Origin of the sequence: Salinibacterium sp. SWN1162, assembly GCF_015864675.1 — a bacterium.
Classification (GTDB): Bacteria; Actinomycetota; Actinomycetes; order Actinomycetales; family Microbacteriaceae; genus Rhodoglobus.
In genome coordinates this window covers 1826014-1842456 of the sequence record NZ_JADYWT010000001.1, presented here as the reverse complement: position 1 = coordinate 1842456, position 16443 = coordinate 1826014, and the positions used below count along the sequence as shown (strand labels likewise).

The 16443-nt window shown below is 60.0% G+C and carries 17 protein-coding genes and 1 tRNA gene; 5 read left to right on the top strand and 13 right to left on the bottom strand.

Features of this window, described 5'->3' with window-relative positions; genetic code table 11:
- Positions 1-20 precede the first annotated feature (20 nt).
- From tatC to I6E58_RS08645, 9 genes are all read right to left on the bottom strand, one after another.
- A complete protein-coding gene (gene tatC / locus I6E58_RS08685) occupies positions 21-779 on the bottom strand; it encodes a twin-arginine translocase subunit TatC (RefSeq protein ID WP_129071367.1) in 759 nt (252 codons plus the stop codon).
- A 50-nt stretch (positions 780-829) separates the two neighbouring features.
- Entirely contained in the window at positions 830-1045 is a 216-nt protein-coding gene (gene tatA / locus I6E58_RS08680; RefSeq protein ID WP_197132299.1) for a Sec-independent protein translocase subunit TatA, read from the bottom strand.
- A gap of 89 nt (positions 1046-1134) precedes the next feature.
- Positions 1135-1494 (bottom strand): hypothetical protein, encoded by a 360-nt coding sequence (locus I6E58_RS08675; protein ID WP_197132297.1) that lies wholly within the window; start codon positions 1492-1494, stop codon positions 1135-1137.
- Positions 1495-1842, bottom strand: a complete 348-nt coding sequence (locus I6E58_RS08670; RefSeq protein WP_197132296.1) for a hypothetical protein — start codon at positions 1840-1842, stop codon at positions 1495-1497.
- Positions 1843-1850: 8 nt separating this feature from the next.
- Entirely contained in the window at positions 1851-2834 is a 984-nt protein-coding gene (locus tag I6E58_RS08665; RefSeq protein WP_197132294.1) for a YafY family protein, read from the bottom strand.
- Entirely contained in the window at positions 2827-3810 is a 984-nt protein-coding gene (locus tag I6E58_RS08660) for a YafY family protein (protein WP_129071372.1), read from the bottom strand. Before I6E58_RS08660 ends, I6E58_RS08665 begins: the two co-directional genes overlap by 8 nt.
- Before the next feature lie 47 nt (positions 3811-3857).
- Positions 3858-4859, bottom strand: a complete 1002-nt coding sequence (locus I6E58_RS08655) for an FKBP-type peptidyl-prolyl cis-trans isomerase (protein ID WP_231595184.1) — start codon at positions 4857-4859, stop codon at positions 3858-3860.
- Between the two features lie 10 nt (positions 4860-4869).
- Complete coding sequence (locus I6E58_RS08650) at positions 4870-5856, bottom strand: tRNA (adenine-N1)-methyltransferase (protein WP_197132292.1); 987 nt, start codon at positions 5854-5856, stop codon at positions 4870-4872.
- The gene (locus tag I6E58_RS08645; protein ID WP_307842048.1) at positions 5853-6524 is read right to left on the bottom strand and encodes an HAD family phosphatase; all 672 of its coding nucleotides are present in this window, start codon (positions 6522-6524) and stop codon (positions 5853-5855) included. The genes I6E58_RS08650 and I6E58_RS08645 overlap by 4 nt, the downstream gene beginning before the upstream one ends.
- A gap of 64 nt (positions 6525-6588) precedes the next feature.
- Between I6E58_RS08645 and I6E58_RS08640 the strand changes: the two genes are divergently transcribed.
- Positions 6589-7524: a proteasome assembly chaperone family protein gene (locus I6E58_RS08640; protein WP_197132290.1), complete on the top strand. Its 936-nt coding sequence runs from the start codon at positions 6589-6591 to the stop codon at positions 7522-7524.
- Positions 7525-7575: 51 nt separating this feature from the next.
- On the opposite strand, the gene I6E58_RS08635 is transcribed toward I6E58_RS08640, so the two are convergent.
- Both I6E58_RS08635 and I6E58_RS08630 read right to left on the bottom strand, forming a co-directional pair.
- Entirely contained in the window at positions 7576-8427 is an 852-nt protein-coding gene (locus I6E58_RS08635) for an undecaprenyl-diphosphate phosphatase (RefSeq protein WP_197132288.1), read from the bottom strand.
- A 24-nt stretch (positions 8428-8451) separates the two neighbouring features.
- A complete protein-coding gene (locus tag I6E58_RS08630) occupies positions 8452-9783 on the bottom strand; it encodes a M20/M25/M40 family metallo-hydrolase (RefSeq protein WP_197132285.1) in 1332 nt (443 codons plus the stop codon).
- Between the two features lie 152 nt (positions 9784-9935).
- On the opposite strand from I6E58_RS08630, the gene I6E58_RS08625 reads away from it, so the two are divergent.
- From I6E58_RS08625 to I6E58_RS08610, 4 genes are all read left to right on the top strand, one after another.
- Positions 9936-10019: transfer RNA gene (locus I6E58_RS08625), tRNA-Leu, on the top strand.
- Between the two features lie 252 nt (positions 10020-10271).
- The gene (locus tag I6E58_RS08620; protein ID WP_129071377.1) at positions 10272-10838 is read left to right on the top strand and encodes a PadR family transcriptional regulator; all 567 of its coding nucleotides are present in this window, start codon (positions 10272-10274) and stop codon (positions 10836-10838) included.
- Positions 10839-10874: 36 nt separating this feature from the next.
- A complete protein-coding gene (locus I6E58_RS08615; RefSeq protein WP_197132282.1) occupies positions 10875-12575 on the top strand; it encodes an AarF/ABC1/UbiB kinase family protein in 1701 nt (566 codons plus the stop codon).
- 244 nt (positions 12576-12819) lie between these two features.
- On the top strand, positions 12820-14337 hold the full coding sequence (locus tag I6E58_RS08610) for a SulP family inorganic anion transporter (protein ID WP_129071379.1): 1518 nt from the start codon (positions 12820-12822) through the stop codon (positions 14335-14337).
- A gap of 64 nt (positions 14338-14401) precedes the next feature.
- Here the strand turns inward: I6E58_RS08610 and I6E58_RS08605 are convergent, their stop codons facing one another.
- On the bottom strand, positions 14402-15121 hold the full coding sequence (locus I6E58_RS08605) for an endonuclease/exonuclease/phosphatase family protein (protein ID WP_129073464.1): 720 nt from the start codon (positions 15119-15121) through the stop codon (positions 14402-14404).
- Between the two features lie 38 nt (positions 15122-15159).
- Complete coding sequence (locus I6E58_RS08600; RefSeq protein ID WP_197132280.1) at positions 15160-16437, bottom strand: APC family permease; 1278 nt, start codon at positions 16435-16437, stop codon at positions 15160-15162.
- Positions 16438-16443 lie beyond the last annotated feature (6 nt).

The window sequence follows — 16443 nt, the reverse complement described above, 5'->3', positions numbered from 1 at the left end:
ACAGCCTAAGCGCTCGGAGTCTAGAGTTCGCTGCTCACGTCGGGGTCGATGAGCGCGGCGCGTTTCGCGACACGGCGATCGTGGATCCAGGCGATGAAGGCGGCGACGAAATACAGGATGATCATCGGGATGGCGAGTAGGAACATCGAGATCACATCCGCTGCAGGAGTAGCGATCGCCGTAAACACGCAAATGGTCAAGATGGCGATACGCCATCCCTTGAGAATCGCCGCGGCCGACAGTACGCCGACGAGGTTCAGGAGAACGACGAATACGGGTAGTACAAAGGCGATGCCGACCGATAACAGGAGCTTGACGATGAAGTCGTAGTAGTACTTAGCGTTCAAATTGGAGAGATCTTGGTCGCCAGCAAAGCCGAGCATCAACGTGATGATGTTCGGCATGACGTACCAGCCGGCGGCGCAGCCCGCGAGAAAGAGCGGAATCGCTGTACTCAAAAAACCGATGGCGTATTGCTTCTCTTTGCGCACAAGCCCGGGGACCAAGAACGCCCAGACTTGGTACAGCCACACAGGACTGGCAGCGACGATAGCGACCGTAAAAGCAATCTGCATTCGAATGTCGAACGCCTGAGTCACCGCGTCATAGTTGAGCGCAGCCCCACGCCCGGAGGACTCCGCGATGCCGGTGATGGGGGCACGCAAGGCGTCAATAAAGAAATCCGCAAAAATGAAGCCGGCGATTGCGGTCACAAGAATCGCGATCGCCGAAATGAATAGCCGCTTCTTGAGCTCTACGAGATGCGCGCCGAGTGACATGCGTTCTTCACTCTTTGAACGCCACCTGTCGGCGCGAACTGCCATAGGAGCTACGGCTTAGGAGGAGTGTCGCTGCTCGAATCCGACGACGAGTCGGTCGAAGATTCAGAGCTGTTTTCATCCTTCATCGTCTTGACCTCGCTGCGGAAAATACGCATCGACTGGCCAACACTACGAGCGAGCCCGGGAAGCTTCGGTGCACCAAAAAGCAGGAGGATGACGACCAAAAGAATGACGAGGTGCCAACCGCTGAGATTGCCGAGCATGGAGAACTTCCTTAAACATTGAAGGCTGCGTAGGCCAATCATACCTAGGTTGGTTGAGATTGGGCACACTGTGGAGAGTTAGCGCGGGGCTATTTCTTTCGGCTGAACTCACCGGAAAACCATCGTCTCGGCTGTGTGCCAAAGCCGATCAAGACATAGTCCGAACGGCTGCGATGTTTCGGGTGATAGAGCACGAGGGCGGGTTTCTGGAGCAATTGCTCATCCCCCGCGCTCACGATCGTTTTGATGATGACGTGCTCCGAGCCCGTATCGTCGGTGTAGCGAACGGCGATCCGCGGTAGCCGTCGGCCGCGACGGTGGAGGCTACTCGATCCGGTCGTTTGCGCACCGGTCGTGAGCAGCAATGCGCGAATGGTTCGTCGTCGAAGCCACGTTGAGAACCAGAGCAGCGCGATCAGAATGAAGCCAGCGGCAAAGACCCAGCCCATTTAGGACCAGCCCTCCGGCCACTGCATGCGCGACGCATCGCGCCTAGTGATTTTTTTGCCGCGCTCGAGTCGCCGTTCGCGCCGCGCCGCTGTGAGCCCAAGGCGCCGTTCACGCTGGGCCTCATGCCGATCCCTGTTCTGCGCCATCTCGGCGAGAATAGCGATCTGTGGCTTCGATATTTTCTCTGTCTCGACATCGAGAATCGCGGTCTTGTCTACGACATCCGACAGATCTTTCATCAGCACCATCGCTTTGCGGAACAGCACCCACGCAACCACAGCAAGCATGATGAGGAGAGCGAGCACCAGGCCCACCCAGATCAGTAGCCAACCCCACCACGCAATCACGTCATCACCTACTGTTCTTCGGCGTACTGCTCGGCGCCAGCCTGTGCCCACCGGGCGACAGCTTCACGAGCCTCGGGCGGTGAGACAACGGTGACGACGCCCGGCAGCCCAGAAATGAGTCGCTTGAGCCCATGGAAGTGGGGCACGCGAACCGTGGTGCGCACGCGGTCGCCAGAGGCAACCCTGGGTGCATCATCCGCGACGTAATCCCCCAGCAAGCCGATTGCGCTGGGTGCGAGTTCAATGCTCACTTCGATGTCTTTGTCAGAGGTGTCGAAGAGCGTCTCGGGAAGGTTCACGTCGCCCGCGGTGTGAGTGATCGCCTCCGACGTAATTGCAGGCTTCGAAATGCGGTCGAGACGGAACGTACGGACGTCTTCGCGAGAATGGCACCAGCCGCGCACGTACCAGTCGGCATCGACGGACTCAACGCGTAACGGATCGATACGACGTCGTTCGGACTCACCTCGTGAATTGCGATAGTCGAATTCGATCTGAGTGCCGGCTGCAACGGACTCGCGGATGAGGGCGAGCGTTTCATCGAGCGCGCTCGACTCGACGGCTACTGCTGTCGGGGCCGCGGAGGCACCTCGGGAGAGCTTTGACGTCAGCGTCGCGATGGCTTCACGATCCGCGTGCTCCGGCAGGCTAGAAAGATACTGCAGCCCGGCGATCAATGCCGATGCTTCGCGAGCGGAGAATCGCGGAGAATCGTCAATCGCCACCAAGTGGGTGAGGACAATTTGATCATTGTCTTCAAAATCGTCCCAGGCGATATCGAACAGATCGCCTGCCTGGTACGTGGCCGTCTCTCCTGGAATTCCGGACACGGCGATTAGTCGAACGGCATCCCGTATCTGCTGTTCGGGAACACCGAAGTGCTGAGCAGCCTCGGCCACGCTTACGCGGTCGCGGTCCATCAAGTACGGTACGAGAGCGAGCAGAAACACCAGTTTGTCTTGCGCACGCAGCGGCGGAATCTTGTTAGCCATGGTCTGCCACCGTTCGTGTGAGGCGTTCGATCACTGCGGAGCGCAAGGCAGGAGGTGAGATCGCCTCTACCTCAGGCCCGAAGCTTGCAAGTTCATCGGCAAAGATGTTGAGATCGGTGAAATTCACTTCGAGCTGACAATCCGGGTGCATTACCGCGCCCCGGCGCTTACCGAGACGGGTTGCTGCATCGGTTCCTGGCTCAACGCGCACGACAGCAACATTCGACTCCCAGACGTCGCTCAGCCCAGCAAGCGCTTGCGCTGCGGCATCGTCGGTCGGATAGTCAAAGCTTTTCTTGCTGCGCTGGATGCTGCTGACAATGCGACGCAGTAAGAAGGTTTTGAACGTGTCAGTTGCGGGATCCTTCGCGTACAAGTGCCAGCGGCCCTGATGCTGAACGAGGGCGAGCGGAGCCACGAGGCGAGTCGTCGATGATTGCTCCCCTGGCTTGAGGTACTCGAAACTCACGAGAACCCGGCGATCCATGGCTTCGCGCAGCGGCTCAAATGATTCATCGCGCACGCGAACCTGAGGGGCGTAGCTCAGAACGGGCTCGGCAGTCTCAATGCCCAGCGACCGTAGCTTCACGATTGCCCGACGCGAGCCCTCAGAGAGGGAACCTTCGCGCCACACCATTGCAGCGAGACCGAGCAGTGTCGATTCTTCAGCCGAAAAAGCGATGTCTTCGGGCAACTCGTAATCGACTCGAGGTATGCGGTATCGCAGGTTCTGGTTGTTCCCCGCTTGTTCGGGCGGCTCGATGGTCTCGAGGGGCACCCCGAGTTCGCGAATATCGTCTTTGTCGCGCTCGAATTGCCGTTCGAGATTGGCGTTATCTCCCGAGTGCACGAATCGTTGGCGATAACCCTGCACGGTCGACAAAATCTCGCTCTTCGTAAGCCCGCTCTCGGTAGAGAGTAAAGCCAAGACGAGGCTGAAGAGCCGCTCTTCGTTAGGAACTTTCGGTACTGGCACGAGTCAAATCCTTTTGTCTCTGACACCCGGCCGTGTCGTGGGTAACGTTACTGCGCTTGAATTCCGAGGATGTCGAACACGAAGACCAGAGTCGACCCGCTCGTAACGCCCGTGGGCTCTGTTCCCGGCGCGAAGCCGACATCCGGCGTTAGCACCACGAGCACCTGCGAACCAACCGTTTGACCGATGAGCGCTTCAGCGAGCCCCGGAGGCAATCCGCCATCGGAAGTTTCGGTGCTTTCGACAATGAAGGTTCCGGGAACGCCGGATTCTTCCCAGCTGTTCGTGAAGGTGGAGTCTGCGCCCCACTCGATGCCACTCACCTGCATAACCGCAGCGTCCCCCGACGAAAGCGCTTCGCCAGAACCGACTTTCAACGCGGCAAACTGCAGTTCGCTCGGAGCATCTCCGGCAGGAAAAGTGAAGCCGGGCTGACCGTTAGGGGCCAGAACGATCGCGGGGAATCCCGAGGGTGCAGGTTGGCTGACGCCATCTGCCTTGCCGGGGTAGCGCGACTCCACGTCGCTCACCATGACAATGGCGTCGTCTTCGGCTAGGGCGAGCTGGTTCTGCGCAATGTTCTCTGCACCGAGGATGTCACCAGCGGCGCCAACGGTAACGATGCGAGACCCGACCGAGGCGCACTGCGCGATATCGCCGAAGTGTGGCTCGCGTTCGGTAACTGACACCCTCAACCCGGCGGTGTCGTGCCCCGTGGAGATCAATTGCGCACCCGTTGCGGCGTCGTAGATAGTGATCTGAAGAGTGGCGATATCTCCCGCATCGAGCTTCTCGCCGGAGCCCTCAATGGTGATGGAGTTTTCGACGTCAGTTGCGATGATCGGAGTGGGGAAATTCGCTTCGGGATCGGCACTGAATTCTCCAGAGGTCGATACCAAAGCCGTATTGGTCCCCGAGGAGTACATCGGCGCGCAGTCCGCGAAGGTCAAAGGACCATTAGCGCAACCGGCTAACGAAACAACAACTCCGGCACTCACGGCCACTACTGCAAGCTTGCGCACAAACACTCTTTTCATCGACACAGACATCGCCAACACTCTACCGGTCAGTCGTAGCGGCATCGGCCGCCTTCTTCGCTTCGCGCGCCGTCTTACGGAGGCGTTTCGCGCTGGAGTTACGGTCTCCGAGAGCACCGGGCGTCCAGGCTTCGACATCCTCGTCTTTGAAGTCCGACTTTGAGGCGCGACGCTTCAGCTCAGGAAGAACTGAACCTGGTGCGAGACGGCGGGCTGTCATGAGGAACCCGGTGTGGGCAACCATGCGGTGGTCGGGGCGAACAGCCAAGCCTTCGACGTGCCAGCCACGAACCATCGTTTCGTTGGAATCGGGCTCAGTGAAAAGCCCCGTAGAACGGATCGCTTCAGCAACGCGCGACAGCTGAGTCACGGTAGCGATGTAGCAGAGCAGCACTCCGCCGGGAGTCAGTGCCTCAGCGCACTCCTCGATGCACTCCCACGGAGCAAGCATGTCAAGCACAACGCGGTCGATCGAGCCCGGCTCGACGGATGCCGGCAGCTGCTCTTGGAGGTCTCCGACGGTCACCGACCAGTTGTCGGGCTGCGCGCCCAAGAATGCCTGCACATTGGACTGGGCGATCTCGGAAAATTCTTCGCGACGCTCGAACGAACTCAACTGGCCGCTCGGCCCGATGGCGCGGAGCAGCCACAGCGACAGCGCACCTGAACCCACTCCCGCTTCAACCACGTGAGCGCCGGGGAAGATGTCGGCTTGCCCGAGGATTTGAGCTGCGTCCTTCGGGTAGATGATGGCGGCACCGCGCGGCATCGACATGACAAAGTCGGTGAGCAGGGGGCGCATCGCCAGATATTCGATGTCGTTCGTGCTGATAACTACGCTGGCGTCCGGCTGTCCGATGATTAGATCGTGACTCAGCACGCCGCGGTGGGTGTGGAATGCTCCCCCGACTTCGAGCGTCACGGTGTTGAGGCGGCCCTTGGGTCCAGTGAGTTGAACGCGGTCGCCCTCACGAAAGGGGCCGCTCTGTCGTCGGAATACGTCGCTCATCGCGTGGTTACCTTTGCATGCAGTTCGGAGAGGTGGTCAAGAGTTCGGCCGTCGAGAGTCGGCCAGAGTGCATGGGTCTTCTCTTCGGGGATGTCAACCATAAAGGGCACCCCGATGACGGTAGCGCCCGCTGCGTGAGCGGACGACGCCCCAGGAGGCGAGTCTTCGATAGCCACACAGTCGGTAATGTCGACCCCGAGCGCAGCGGCCCCTTGGCGATAGGGCTGCGGATGAGGCTTCGCGTGCTCTACGTCGTCGCCCGTGACGACCGCATCGAAGCCGTGGAATCCGAGGTTCTCGACAACGTGCTGAGCCATGCGGCCAATCGACATTGTGACGAGCGCGGTGGGAACACCCGCTTCACGCAGCTCCGTGAGGAGTTCGCGCGCCCCTGGCCGCCACGGAATCCCTGACTCCTTGAGCTGGGCCATCACGCTGTCGGTGAGCTGGTCAACGATGTCCTGCGCGTCAAGGGTCACGCCCTTGGCCTGCATAACGCGGGCAGACTCGAGAAGACCGTTACCGACGCAGGACATGGCGTCTTCGTGAGTCCACTCTCCGCCGAAGGACTCAACGACCTTGATTTCGGCCGAGATCCAGTACGGTTCTGAGTTGATGAGCGTGCCGTCCATGTCCCACAGGACGGCCGCTGGAGTGGAGTGAGTCACAACGCACCATCGTAGTTCTATCCTTGACTAAGCGACATTCGTGGCACGCACCTCAAGGAGACCTGTGACTATCACCCCATTTGCGAACGGACGGCTCCTCGTCGTTGCCTTCGAGGGGTGGAATGACGCCGGAGAAGCTGCCAGCGGCGCAGTGCGATCGCTCAAAGAACAGCTCGACGTTTATCCCATCTCTGAAGTTGACCCCGAAGAGTATTTCGATTACCAGTTCAACCGCCCTGTACTTTCTTACGACGACGACGGTGACCGGGTTCTGACGTGGCCCTCAGTCACCATGTATGGCCCGACACGGCCCAACGCTGGGCGACCGGAAAGCATCGCAGCGGATGCAGAACTGCAGTTGAGCGCCAACAACCAGTCGAACATCTATCTCTTGCTCGGCACCGAACCGTCGCGCTCGTGGAAAGCTTTCGCGCGCGACGTCCTTGAAACCGTTGTTGATAACGGAATCACCTCGATCGTCTTTCTCGGCGCCATGCTCGCCGACGTGCCACACACTCGGCCAATTTCTGTATTCACCTCGAGCGAGAACGCTGCCGTTCGCACGGCTCTGGGGATTGAACGCAGCACCTACGAAGGGCCGGTCGGCATCCTGTCGATTCTGGGTCAAGCGGCGGAGGCAAGTGGCGTCACCACGATGTCGATCTGGGCCTCGGTACCGCATTACGTGCACAACGCACCCTCGCCGAAGGCCACGCTGGCGCTCATCGACAAGCTCGAAGAAATTGTGGATGTCGTGATCCCCCGCGGAGAACTCGTGAGCGAGGCAGCAGACTGGGAAACGGGCATCGATGCTCTTGCCGGCGAAGACGAAGACATGACTTCTTACATCGAGCAGCTCGAAAAAGCGCGCGACACCGTTGACTCGCCCGAGGCGAGCGGCGAAGCGATCGCTCAGGAGTTCGAGAAGTATCTTCGCCGTGGTGACGATAAACCCGATCAGGGTGCCGCTGGCGATGAACCGTGGCGAGGCAAGGAATAGCGCCGCGCGAGCGTTCTGCGCCTAAACCGGCCATACGCGACGCGTCTGTGACTAGACGGGTTGAATAACGCCCAACGACAACAGCACGAATAGCGTGACGCCGAGCACGACGCGGTAGATCACGAACGGCAAGAATGACCGCTTTTCGATATAGCGCATGAGGGCCGCAATCACGACGTAGCCGACAACGAATGCGATCACCGTGGCAACTGCGGTTTCGGCATACGTGAATACCTGAGCGGGCTCACCGAAGCTATGCACGAGTTCGTATAGTCCGCTGCCGAACACCGCCGGAATGGCCAGGAGGAACCCAAACCGAGCTGCCGCTGGCCGCGTGTAACCGAGGGCAAGGCCCGCTGTCATCGTGGATCCTGAGCGTGACACTCCCGGAACGAGCGCGAGCATCTGGGCGAGCCCGATGGTAACGCCGTGACCGTAGGTCATATCCTCGAGCGCTCGAGTTCGTTTTCCGAGGTAGTCCGCGATTCCTAAGATGATGCCGAACACGATCAATACTGTGGCAACGAGCCAGAGTGAGCGGAACGTTGAACGGATGTACTCCTGGGCGAAGTAGCCCACCAGCACGATCGGTAGGGTGCCGATGATGACAAGCCACCCGAGCCGAACATCCGGATGATTCTTGTCGATCTTCTCGCCGTGCGAGCCGTGGGGCTTCTGAAACTGCTGAAACCATCGGCTCAGGATGCGCGCGATATCTTTGCGAAAGTAAAGGATGACGGCGAGCTCGGTACCCAACTGGGTGATCGCCGTGAATGTTGCTCCGGGGTCACTCGCCGAGGGCAGAAACTCGCCCATGATGCGCAAATGGGCGCTCGATGAGATCGGAAGAAACTCCGTGAGGCCCTGAACAAGCCCGAGAATAATGGCCTCGATAAAACCCATGGAACGCTCCCGATCAGGTGAAAACTAGTACTTGAGAAGCAGGTCTCCCAAGACCTGCCTGCCAAAGACTAGTGCGTCTAGCGGCACCCGCTCATCAACACCGTGGAACATCCCCGGGAAGTCGATTTCTGGCGGCAGCTGGAGGGGCGCGAAACCGTAGCCCGTGATGTCGAGCAGCTTGAGTGCTTTGTTGTCAGTGCCACCCGACATCAAGTACGGCAGCACGGGGGCTCCGGGGTCGAAGACTCCCAAGCTGTTGACCATCGCGTCGACCAGAGGGCCGTCGAAACTTGTCTCGAGCCCGATGTCGCGGTGCATCATCTCGATCTCGATCTCAGCGGGCAGCAGCGCGCGCACTTGGGCGAGCACCTCATCCTCCTCGCCAGGAAGCGTGCGGATGTCGACAAGCGCTTCCGCAACGTCGGGAATCACGTTGTGCTTGTAGCCAGCATTCAGCAGCGTGGGGTTGCTGGTCGTGCGCAACGTGGCCTGCAAGAAGCCGGAGGCCGTGCCGGTCGCGAGGATGAGCTGGTCGGGGCCGACCTCTTCGGGATCAATGTTCAGAATCCGCGATAGCTCAGAGATGAGGAGCGTGGTGGTGTCGGTGAGGCGAACAGGCCATTCCTGTCGGCCAATGATCGCGATTGCTTCGGCGAGCTTGGTGACCGCGTTATCGCTGATGACGCGCGAACCGTGGGCAGCCATGCCGCGGGCGGTCAGCTTGATCCACATGAGCGCCTTCTCGCCCGTTTGCAAGAGATAGGCGCGCTGACCTTGCAGATCGACCGAATAGCCGCCCACTTCGCTGATGGCTTCTGTCGCACCCGCAAAAACTTCGGGGTGCTTCTGAACCATGAAGTGTGACCCGTATTCGCCGCCATTTTCTTCGTCAGCGAAGAACGCGATCGTGAGGTCGCGAGCGGGGCGCTTGCCTGCTCCCAGAATGTCGCCGAGAGCGGTGACGATCATGGCATCCATGTTCTTCATGTCCACCGCGCCACGGCCCCACAGGAGGCCGTCTTGAATGACTCCCCCGAAAGGATCAACGGACCAGTTCTTGGGATCTGCGGGCACCACATCGGTGTGGCCGTGCAGAATCAGGCCGGGGCGCTCGGCGGCGTGAGGGGCTGATGACTCCGTCTCGTAGCTTCCCTCTACCTTGGCGATCACCGTGGTGCGGCCCTCCGCAGCATTGAAGTACTGGGTAGTGAGACCCATGTCTTCGAGCAGCGCGCCCAGATACTCGGCAGCCACCGTTTCGCCGTTCGATCGCCCCTCCCCGTAGTTGGATGTATCGAATCGGATGAGATCTTGTGCGATACGCGCGGTGCGCTCGAGTTCTGGCTCAGAAGTCATAAGGCCACGCTAGCCGTCTCGCCAGCAAAAATCTGCATGCCACGGCAGGGCAAAAAGGGCCTCATCGGGGTCGTGGAAGCGATGTGTGTTTTGGTACTCAAAAAGGGTGCTATTCTCTTATCTCGGCGGTGCTCCTAGAGCGTCGCAGATGCGCGCGGATGGCGGAATTGGTAGACGCGCTAGCTTGAGGTGCTAGTGCCTGTAAAGGCGTGGGGGTTCAAGTCCCCCTTCGCGCACAGCGAATGATTCGGACTCCGAGTCAGTAGGAAAAGTAAAGGCCGGCAATCAGATAAATCTGATTGCCGGCCTTTACTTGTTTAAGGCGTTAGGCGCTCTCCTCAGTGGGTGAGGGTGGGTTCCTCGCCGCCAGCTTGCGGCCTCTGTGTCTGCCAGTTCGCTGGGATCCGCGGGTTGGAGATAGTCAACGATGTATCGTTAACTATCGGCAGGGCCACGTGTGCCCCGCATCCACCGACAGGAGGATCAGCATGAACAATTCATTCGGAACCAGCGGCCACAACTCGCGCCGCTCCTTTTCTGACGCTTTTGACACCGCGGGCCAAGGCCTGTGGGACGCACTAGACAACGTGCGATCAGAATTCGAGCGCCGGGTAACTCCGCGCATGGGGCGTGGAGACGTGCGCGTCGCCATCCTCTCTCTGCTTGCCGAAGAATCAATGCACGGCTACCAGATCATTCGCGAGATTGACAAGCGCAGTAAGGGCTCCTGGAAGCCCAGCCCGGGCTCCGTGTATCCGACGCTTCAGCTGTTGGCTGACGAGGGCTTGATTGAGGCTCATGAGGCTGAAGGCAAAAAGACCTACACGCTCACCGAAAAGGGGCACGAAGAGGCCCAGGCTGCGCGTCCCGCTCCGTGGAAAGACTCGGACAGCCACGAGACAACGCGGCCAACTGCTTTGCCCCGCTCGGCGGCCAAACTGGCTGAAGCCGTTGTGCCCATCATGCGTACTGGCACCCCGGAGCAAATCGACGACGCCATCGCGATCATCGATGATGCGAGACGTAAGCTGTACGCAATTCTCGCCCAGGACTGATCGCATCCGCCGCACCGTCGGCTCAAGGGAGATTCAATGACCGACACCAGACAGCTGCGCGCCCGCTACCGGCGGATTCTGCGCTTCGCTGCCCGGTACATGGTTCTCGAGTGGTGGTTCGAGCTCGTGCTTCCGCGCTTCGGGCTCGAGAGAATCGCCGCCCGACGCCGTTTAGCTCGTGCCGCTCACATCGCCCGCAATTTTCACGGGCTGGCTGTCGATCTCGGCGGTCTCATGATCAAGGTGGGGCAGTTTATGTCGTCGCGCCTCGACGTGCTGCCGAGTGAAATTACTCGTGAACTCGAGGGGCTTCAGGACGAAGTACCCGCGGTCGATTTTCAACTCATCAAGGAGAGTGCTGAGCGCGAGCTCGGCATCCCCCTCGAACGCGCCTTCGCCCACTTTGATCCCGTTCCCGTAGCTGCGGCATCCTTCGGCCAGGTACACCGTGCTCGACTGACGGGTGCCGAGGCGAGTGACGTCGGCTTCGCAGATGTCGTCGTTAAGGTGCAACGCCCCGGGATTGCGGACATCATCGAAGTCGATCTTGCCGCGCTGCGTCGCGTTGCCGCGTGGCTCAGCCGCGTTCGCTTTGTGTCAAGTCGCGTCGATCTGCCGGCGCTCCTCGAAGAGTTCGCCATCATTAGTCTGCGCGAGATCGACTACCTCAACGAAGGCAGTAACGCGGAACGTTTCGCCGAGAACTTCGCCGATGATGCGCGAGTAGAGGCGCCTGAAGTGGTGTGGGAGCGTTCAACCCGCCGCATCCTGACCCTCGCTGATGCGACCGCGATCAAGATCAACGATCACGAACGACTGCGCGCGGCAGGGATCGACCCGGCAGAAGTCGCCGATGAGTTATCGCGGGCAATGTTTGAACAGCTCTTCATGCACCGGTTCTTTCACGCTGATCCCCATCCGGGCAACATTTTCGTGACACCGGCTGACCCCCAGCGCGCGGATTCCACCACGCCTGATTGGACACTCACGTTCATTGATTTCGGGATGATGGGTGAGGTTCCAGAAAACCTCAGCCGCGGCCTTCAACGTCTCATCATCGCGGCGGCAGCGCGAGATGCCCCGGGGCTGGTCGCGAGCGTGCGTGACATGGGAATCTTGCTGCGCACGGCAGAGACGGCGCCTCTCGAGCGCGCGATGGGTGAACTGTTTGATCGTTTCGGTGGAATGGGCTTCACCGAGTTGCAGCAGGTCGACCCTCAAGAGTTCCGAGCCTTTGGCAATGAGTTCAGCGAAGTCGTGCGCACCATGCCGTTCCAGTTGCCGGAGAACTTCTTGCTGATCATTCGGGCTATCTCGGTGACGTCCGGCGTTGCGAGCGATCTCAACCCGGGTTACAACGTGTGGACGGCCATCGAGCCCTTTGCGGCGCGTTTGGCCCGAGACGAGGGCGGCGGCACCGTAAGGGAGTTCGCGAAGCAAGCCCTCTCCTCTGCCGGCCTACTTCTTAGGCTGCCGCAACAGCTCGAGAGTGTCGCGACGCTCATGCAGCGCGGGCAGCTTGCCGTCGAGACTCCCAGCGCCGATAAGCGACTGCGAGCGATTGAACAGCTCGTGCGCCGGGTGCTGTCGGCGGTCTTATTCACGGCGCTGCTGCTTGGAGGCATCTTGCTGCGAAGCACGGACCCCACGCTCGGGCTAGTTCTGATGATTGGCTCCGCGCTACCCCTGGCCCACGCTCTCTTCGCGGGAGTGCTCAATCGAAACCGCCTGTTCTAACGTCGATTGGATGTTGTTCGCCAGCGCTTCGCTCAGGCTGGGAGTAGCCCATGAATCTGTGTGATCGGCTATCGTGGGAAAAGGTTTGCGCTTTCGTGCTGCCAACCACCCTTGTCTAGTCGGATAACAGCCGACTCGTAGTCGGCAGTGTTGCTGGCGTTTAGCCGTGCCGGATAACCAGGTGCGCGGCTCACATCACATCGTCAGTCGCGTATTTCTGCGGCTCCTCTAGTTGGAGAACCTCATGGCCATCACGCAAGCAAACCGTGCCGACCGTTATCGGGCGGAACCGTCCGTCATGACGGCGCTGCGAACTCCCCGCATCCTGACCCGTGAAGTTCTTGCGGGACTCGTCGTCGCCCTTGCGCTTATCCCCGAGGCAATTTCCTTCTCCATCATCGCCGGGGTCGATCCTCGCGTTGGACTGTTCTCCTCGTTCGTGATGGCAATTTCGATCGCGTTCCTCGGCGGTCGTCCGGCCATGATCACCGCCGCCACGGGAGCCATCGCACTTGTAGTGGCCCCGGTAGCCCGCGAGTTCGGCATGGACTACCTCATCGCCACCGTGATCTTGGGCGGGCTGCTTCAAATCTTGCTGGGCGTACTGGGCGTCGCAAAGCTCATGCGCTTTATTCCTCGTAGCGTGATGTTGGGCTTCGTCAACTCGCTCGCGATCCTCATCTTTATGGCCCAGCTCGAGCATCTCATTGACGTGCCGTGGATGGTGTACCCGCTGGTTGCGGTTGGTCTCGTCATCATGGTGGTGATGCCACGTTTCACCAAGGTGATCCCCGCGCCTCTCGTTGCCATCGTGCTCTTGACCGTTGTCACCGTGACGTTCGCCATCGCGGTACCTACCGTCGGTGATCAGGGCGAACTCCCCCGCAGTTTGCCTGAGCTGTTCATCCCCAATGTGCCGTTGACGTGGGAAACGCTGCAGATCATTGGTCCCTTCGCCATCGCGATGGCCCTCGTCGGTCTCCTTGAATCATTGCTGACGGCCAAGCTCGTCGACGACATCACCGACACTCATTCGCGCAAAACCCGCGAAGCCTGGGGCCAAGGTGTTGCCAACGTACTCTCCGGCCTCTTCGGCGGAATGGGTGGGTGCGCAATGATCGGCCAGACGATGATCAACGTGAAGGCATCGGGCGCTCGCACACGAATTTCGACTTTCCTCGCGGGCGTCTTCCTGCTCATCCTCGTCGTAGTTCTCGGGGATATCGTCGCGATTATCCCCATGGCTGCCCTCGTAGCCGTGATGGTCATCGTGGCCGTCTCGACCTTCAACTGGCACAGCGTCAGCTGGTCCACCCTCAAGCGCATGCCTAAGAGCGAAACGACCGTGATGGTCGCGACCGTGATTGTTGTCGTCGCTACCGAGAACCTCGCCATCGGCGTACTCGTCGGCGTTGTCGTAGCCATGGTGGCCTTTGCGCGCCGTGTGGCGCACTTCGCCACTGTGGAGCGCACGCTGCCTGAAGACGAAGCAGTGCCGACCGCGTATTACCGCGTTAACGGTGAACTCTTCTTTGCCTCGAGCAACGACCTCACCACCCAGTTCGAATACACGGATGACCCCGACCGCGTGATCATCGACATGTCGAACTCACATATCTGGGACGCCTCGACGGTGGCCGCGCTCGATGCGATTACAACGAAATACGAGCGCCTAGAAAAGCGCGTCGTGCTGATCGGCATGAACGAAGCCAGCCAGTACATGCACGAGCGTCTGGCGGGCAACCTCGGAGGCGAAGGCTAGCTCTGATCAGGCCACAGGCCCATGCCAACGAAGAGGGGCGCAGCGAAAGCTGCGCCCCTCTTCGTTAGTTAGAGAAGGTTTCGGCGGGTGACACCGTGGACTTGTGCGTATTCGTGGAGCCGTAGGACGCGGTCACCAAAATCGGCAAATGGTCTGATGAACCGCGTGGCAGTGTCTCGACGCCTTCGATAGTGAAGCCCTGTGACGTCACAAAGTCGAAGTGGCCACGAAAGAATTTGTAATTGGTATAGGTCGTGCTGTCGCTCAGCGAGAGGTCGTAGCCCGTCTTATTGACGCGCTGCGTGAGCCCGTCTTTGAAGAGCGGATAGTTGTAGTCGCCGAGCATCAGCATCGGTGCCCCCGCTCCCAGCTCTGTGAGCATGCCGTGGGCAGCCTTGATCTGATTGCGGCGGAGCGAGTTCAGGGCTGTCAGCGGCGCCGCATGAAAGGACGCGACCACGAGTTCTTTGCCGTTTTCGCGATCGACGAGTTGAGAGCCGACAAGGCGTTCCGTCGTGGGAGTGAATACTCGATCGTGAAGTGACTTCTTGAGTTCGAACGCCTGGCTCTTGCGGTGTTCATAGCGATCTCGACGGTAATAAACCGCGAGCCCCAGCCGGTTGTTCTTCGTGGAGTCAGCCAAGTGCAGGTTGCCGATTTCTTCAGGCAGCTGCGACGAGATGGCTTCTTGGAGGCACAGCACGTCTAGGTCGGGGGTTTGAGCGAGAGCATCGAGCTCTGACGCCGCCTTGTGCTTGCGGAGGTTGTAACTAATTGCGCGAATCACGAACCGATAACCCTCTTTCTTAAGAGAAAACTAGCCTATGTTCCACGGGTGAAAACTGGCCGAGACTGGCGATGAGAAAGCAAACGTACAGGAATCCCCGTCGCCACAACAATGACTCCGACGATGATTCCGACGGGCGGAATGGTGGCAACCAGCAATAAACATGCTGTCGCGCCCACGATGTTCACGGCGCGTGGTACCCGTCGCTGCGCCGCCGGTTGGGTAAATGCAGCGACATTTGCCACGAAGTAATACAGCAACACTCCGAATGATGAGAAAGCGATTGCCCCACGCACGTCGGCGATCAGAACGATGACGATAACCAGCGCTGCAACGACGAGTTCTGCCCGATGAGGCACGGAGAATCTCGGATGCACGGCATCCAGCCACTGGGGCAGGTCTCGCGTGCGCGCCATGGCAAGCGTGGTGCGTCCGATCCCGGCCATCAGCGCGAGTAGCGCTCCCAACGAGGCGAGGGCGGCGGTGCCCGCTACGAGCGCCGATGCGTCGCCCCAACCTGCAGCAGAAAGTAGATCGCTTATCGGGGCCCGAGAAATTCCGAGCTCGTGAGGACCGAGAACCGTCAGAAGGGTTGCTCCGATCGCCGCATAGAGAACCACAGCAATGGCGAGAGCCGCCATAATGGCGCGAGGGATGGAACGCTGGGGATCGCGCACTTCCTCCCCCAGAGTGGCGATGCGCGCGTAGCCCGCAAATGCGAAAAAGAGGATGCCGGCCGATTGCAGGATCCCATAAGCGTTCGGCGCCGCGTGTTCCGTCTGCACGGCTAACGAGGTCGTCGAGGAATCCGCGGCTACGAGGGCCAGCACGATGACGCCAATCAGAACGGCGACGACGATTACGACGATCACCTTGGTCGCTGCCGCGGTGCGGCTTATCCCGCTCAGGTTGACGATGGTCACGACAACGACAGCTAGCACTCCGACGAGCTTCTCGAAGCCCGCGGGCGCGATGTACGCGGCACAGATCAACGCCATGGCTGCACAGCTCGCCGTTTTACCGACGACGAACGACCAGCCTGCGAAGAAACCCCACCAGGGACCTAGACGTTCGCGCCCGTAAACATACGTACCACCGGCGACCGGATACACCGCCGCGAGTTGCGCACTCGCTGAGGCGTTGAACCACGCCACTAGCGCCGCGATCGCGAGCCCGATGAGTAATCCCGAGCCTGCAGCGAGAGCGGCCGGGGCAAAGGCTGCGAACACGCCGGCGCCGACCATCGACCCTATTCCGATCACGGTGGCGTCGAAGACGCTGAGCCGTCGTGCCAGCGGGGCGGTGGTCGTCACGTGCTC

What these genes read in the sequence shown, in the direction of transcription:
- tatC (WP_129071367.1), bottom strand. Translation starts at nt 779, where the DNA reads ATGTCACTCGGCGCGCATCTCGTAGAGCTCAAGAAGCGGCTATTCATT.
- tatA (WP_197132299.1), bottom strand. Translation starts at nt 1,045, where the DNA reads ATGCTCGGCAATCTCAGCGGTTGGCACCTCGTCATTCTTTTGGTCGTC.
- I6E58_RS08675 (WP_197132297.1), bottom strand. Translation starts at nt 1,494, where the DNA reads ATGGGCTGGGTCTTTGCCGCTGGCTTCATTCTGATCGCGCTGCTCTGG.
- I6E58_RS08665 (WP_197132294.1), bottom strand. Translation starts at nt 2,834, where the DNA reads ATGGCTAACAAGATTCCGCCGCTGCGTGCGCAAGACAAACTGGTGTTT.
- I6E58_RS08655 (WP_231595184.1), bottom strand. Translation starts at nt 4,859, where the DNA reads ATGTCTGTGTCGATGAAAAGAGTGTTTGTGCGCAAGCTTGCAGTAGTG.
- I6E58_RS08650 (WP_197132292.1), bottom strand. Translation starts at nt 5,856, where the DNA reads ATGAGCGACGTATTCCGACGACAGAGCGGCCCCTTTCGTGAGGGCGAC.
- I6E58_RS08635 (WP_197132288.1), bottom strand. Translation starts at nt 8,427, where the DNA reads ATGGGTTTTATCGAGGCCATTATTCTCGGGCTTGTTCAGGGCCTCACG.
- I6E58_RS08630 (WP_197132285.1), bottom strand. Translation starts at nt 9,783, where the DNA reads ATGACTTCTGAGCCAGAACTCGAGCGCACCGCGCGTATCGCACAAGAT.
- I6E58_RS08620 (WP_129071377.1), top strand. Translation starts at nt 10,272, where the DNA reads ATGAACAATTCATTCGGAACCAGCGGCCACAACTCGCGCCGCTCCTTT.
- I6E58_RS08615 (WP_197132282.1), top strand. Translation starts at nt 10,875, where the DNA reads ATGACCGACACCAGACAGCTGCGCGCCCGCTACCGGCGGATTCTGCGC.
- I6E58_RS08610 (WP_129071379.1), top strand. Translation starts at nt 12,820, where the DNA reads ATGGCCATCACGCAAGCAAACCGTGCCGACCGTTATCGGGCGGAACCG.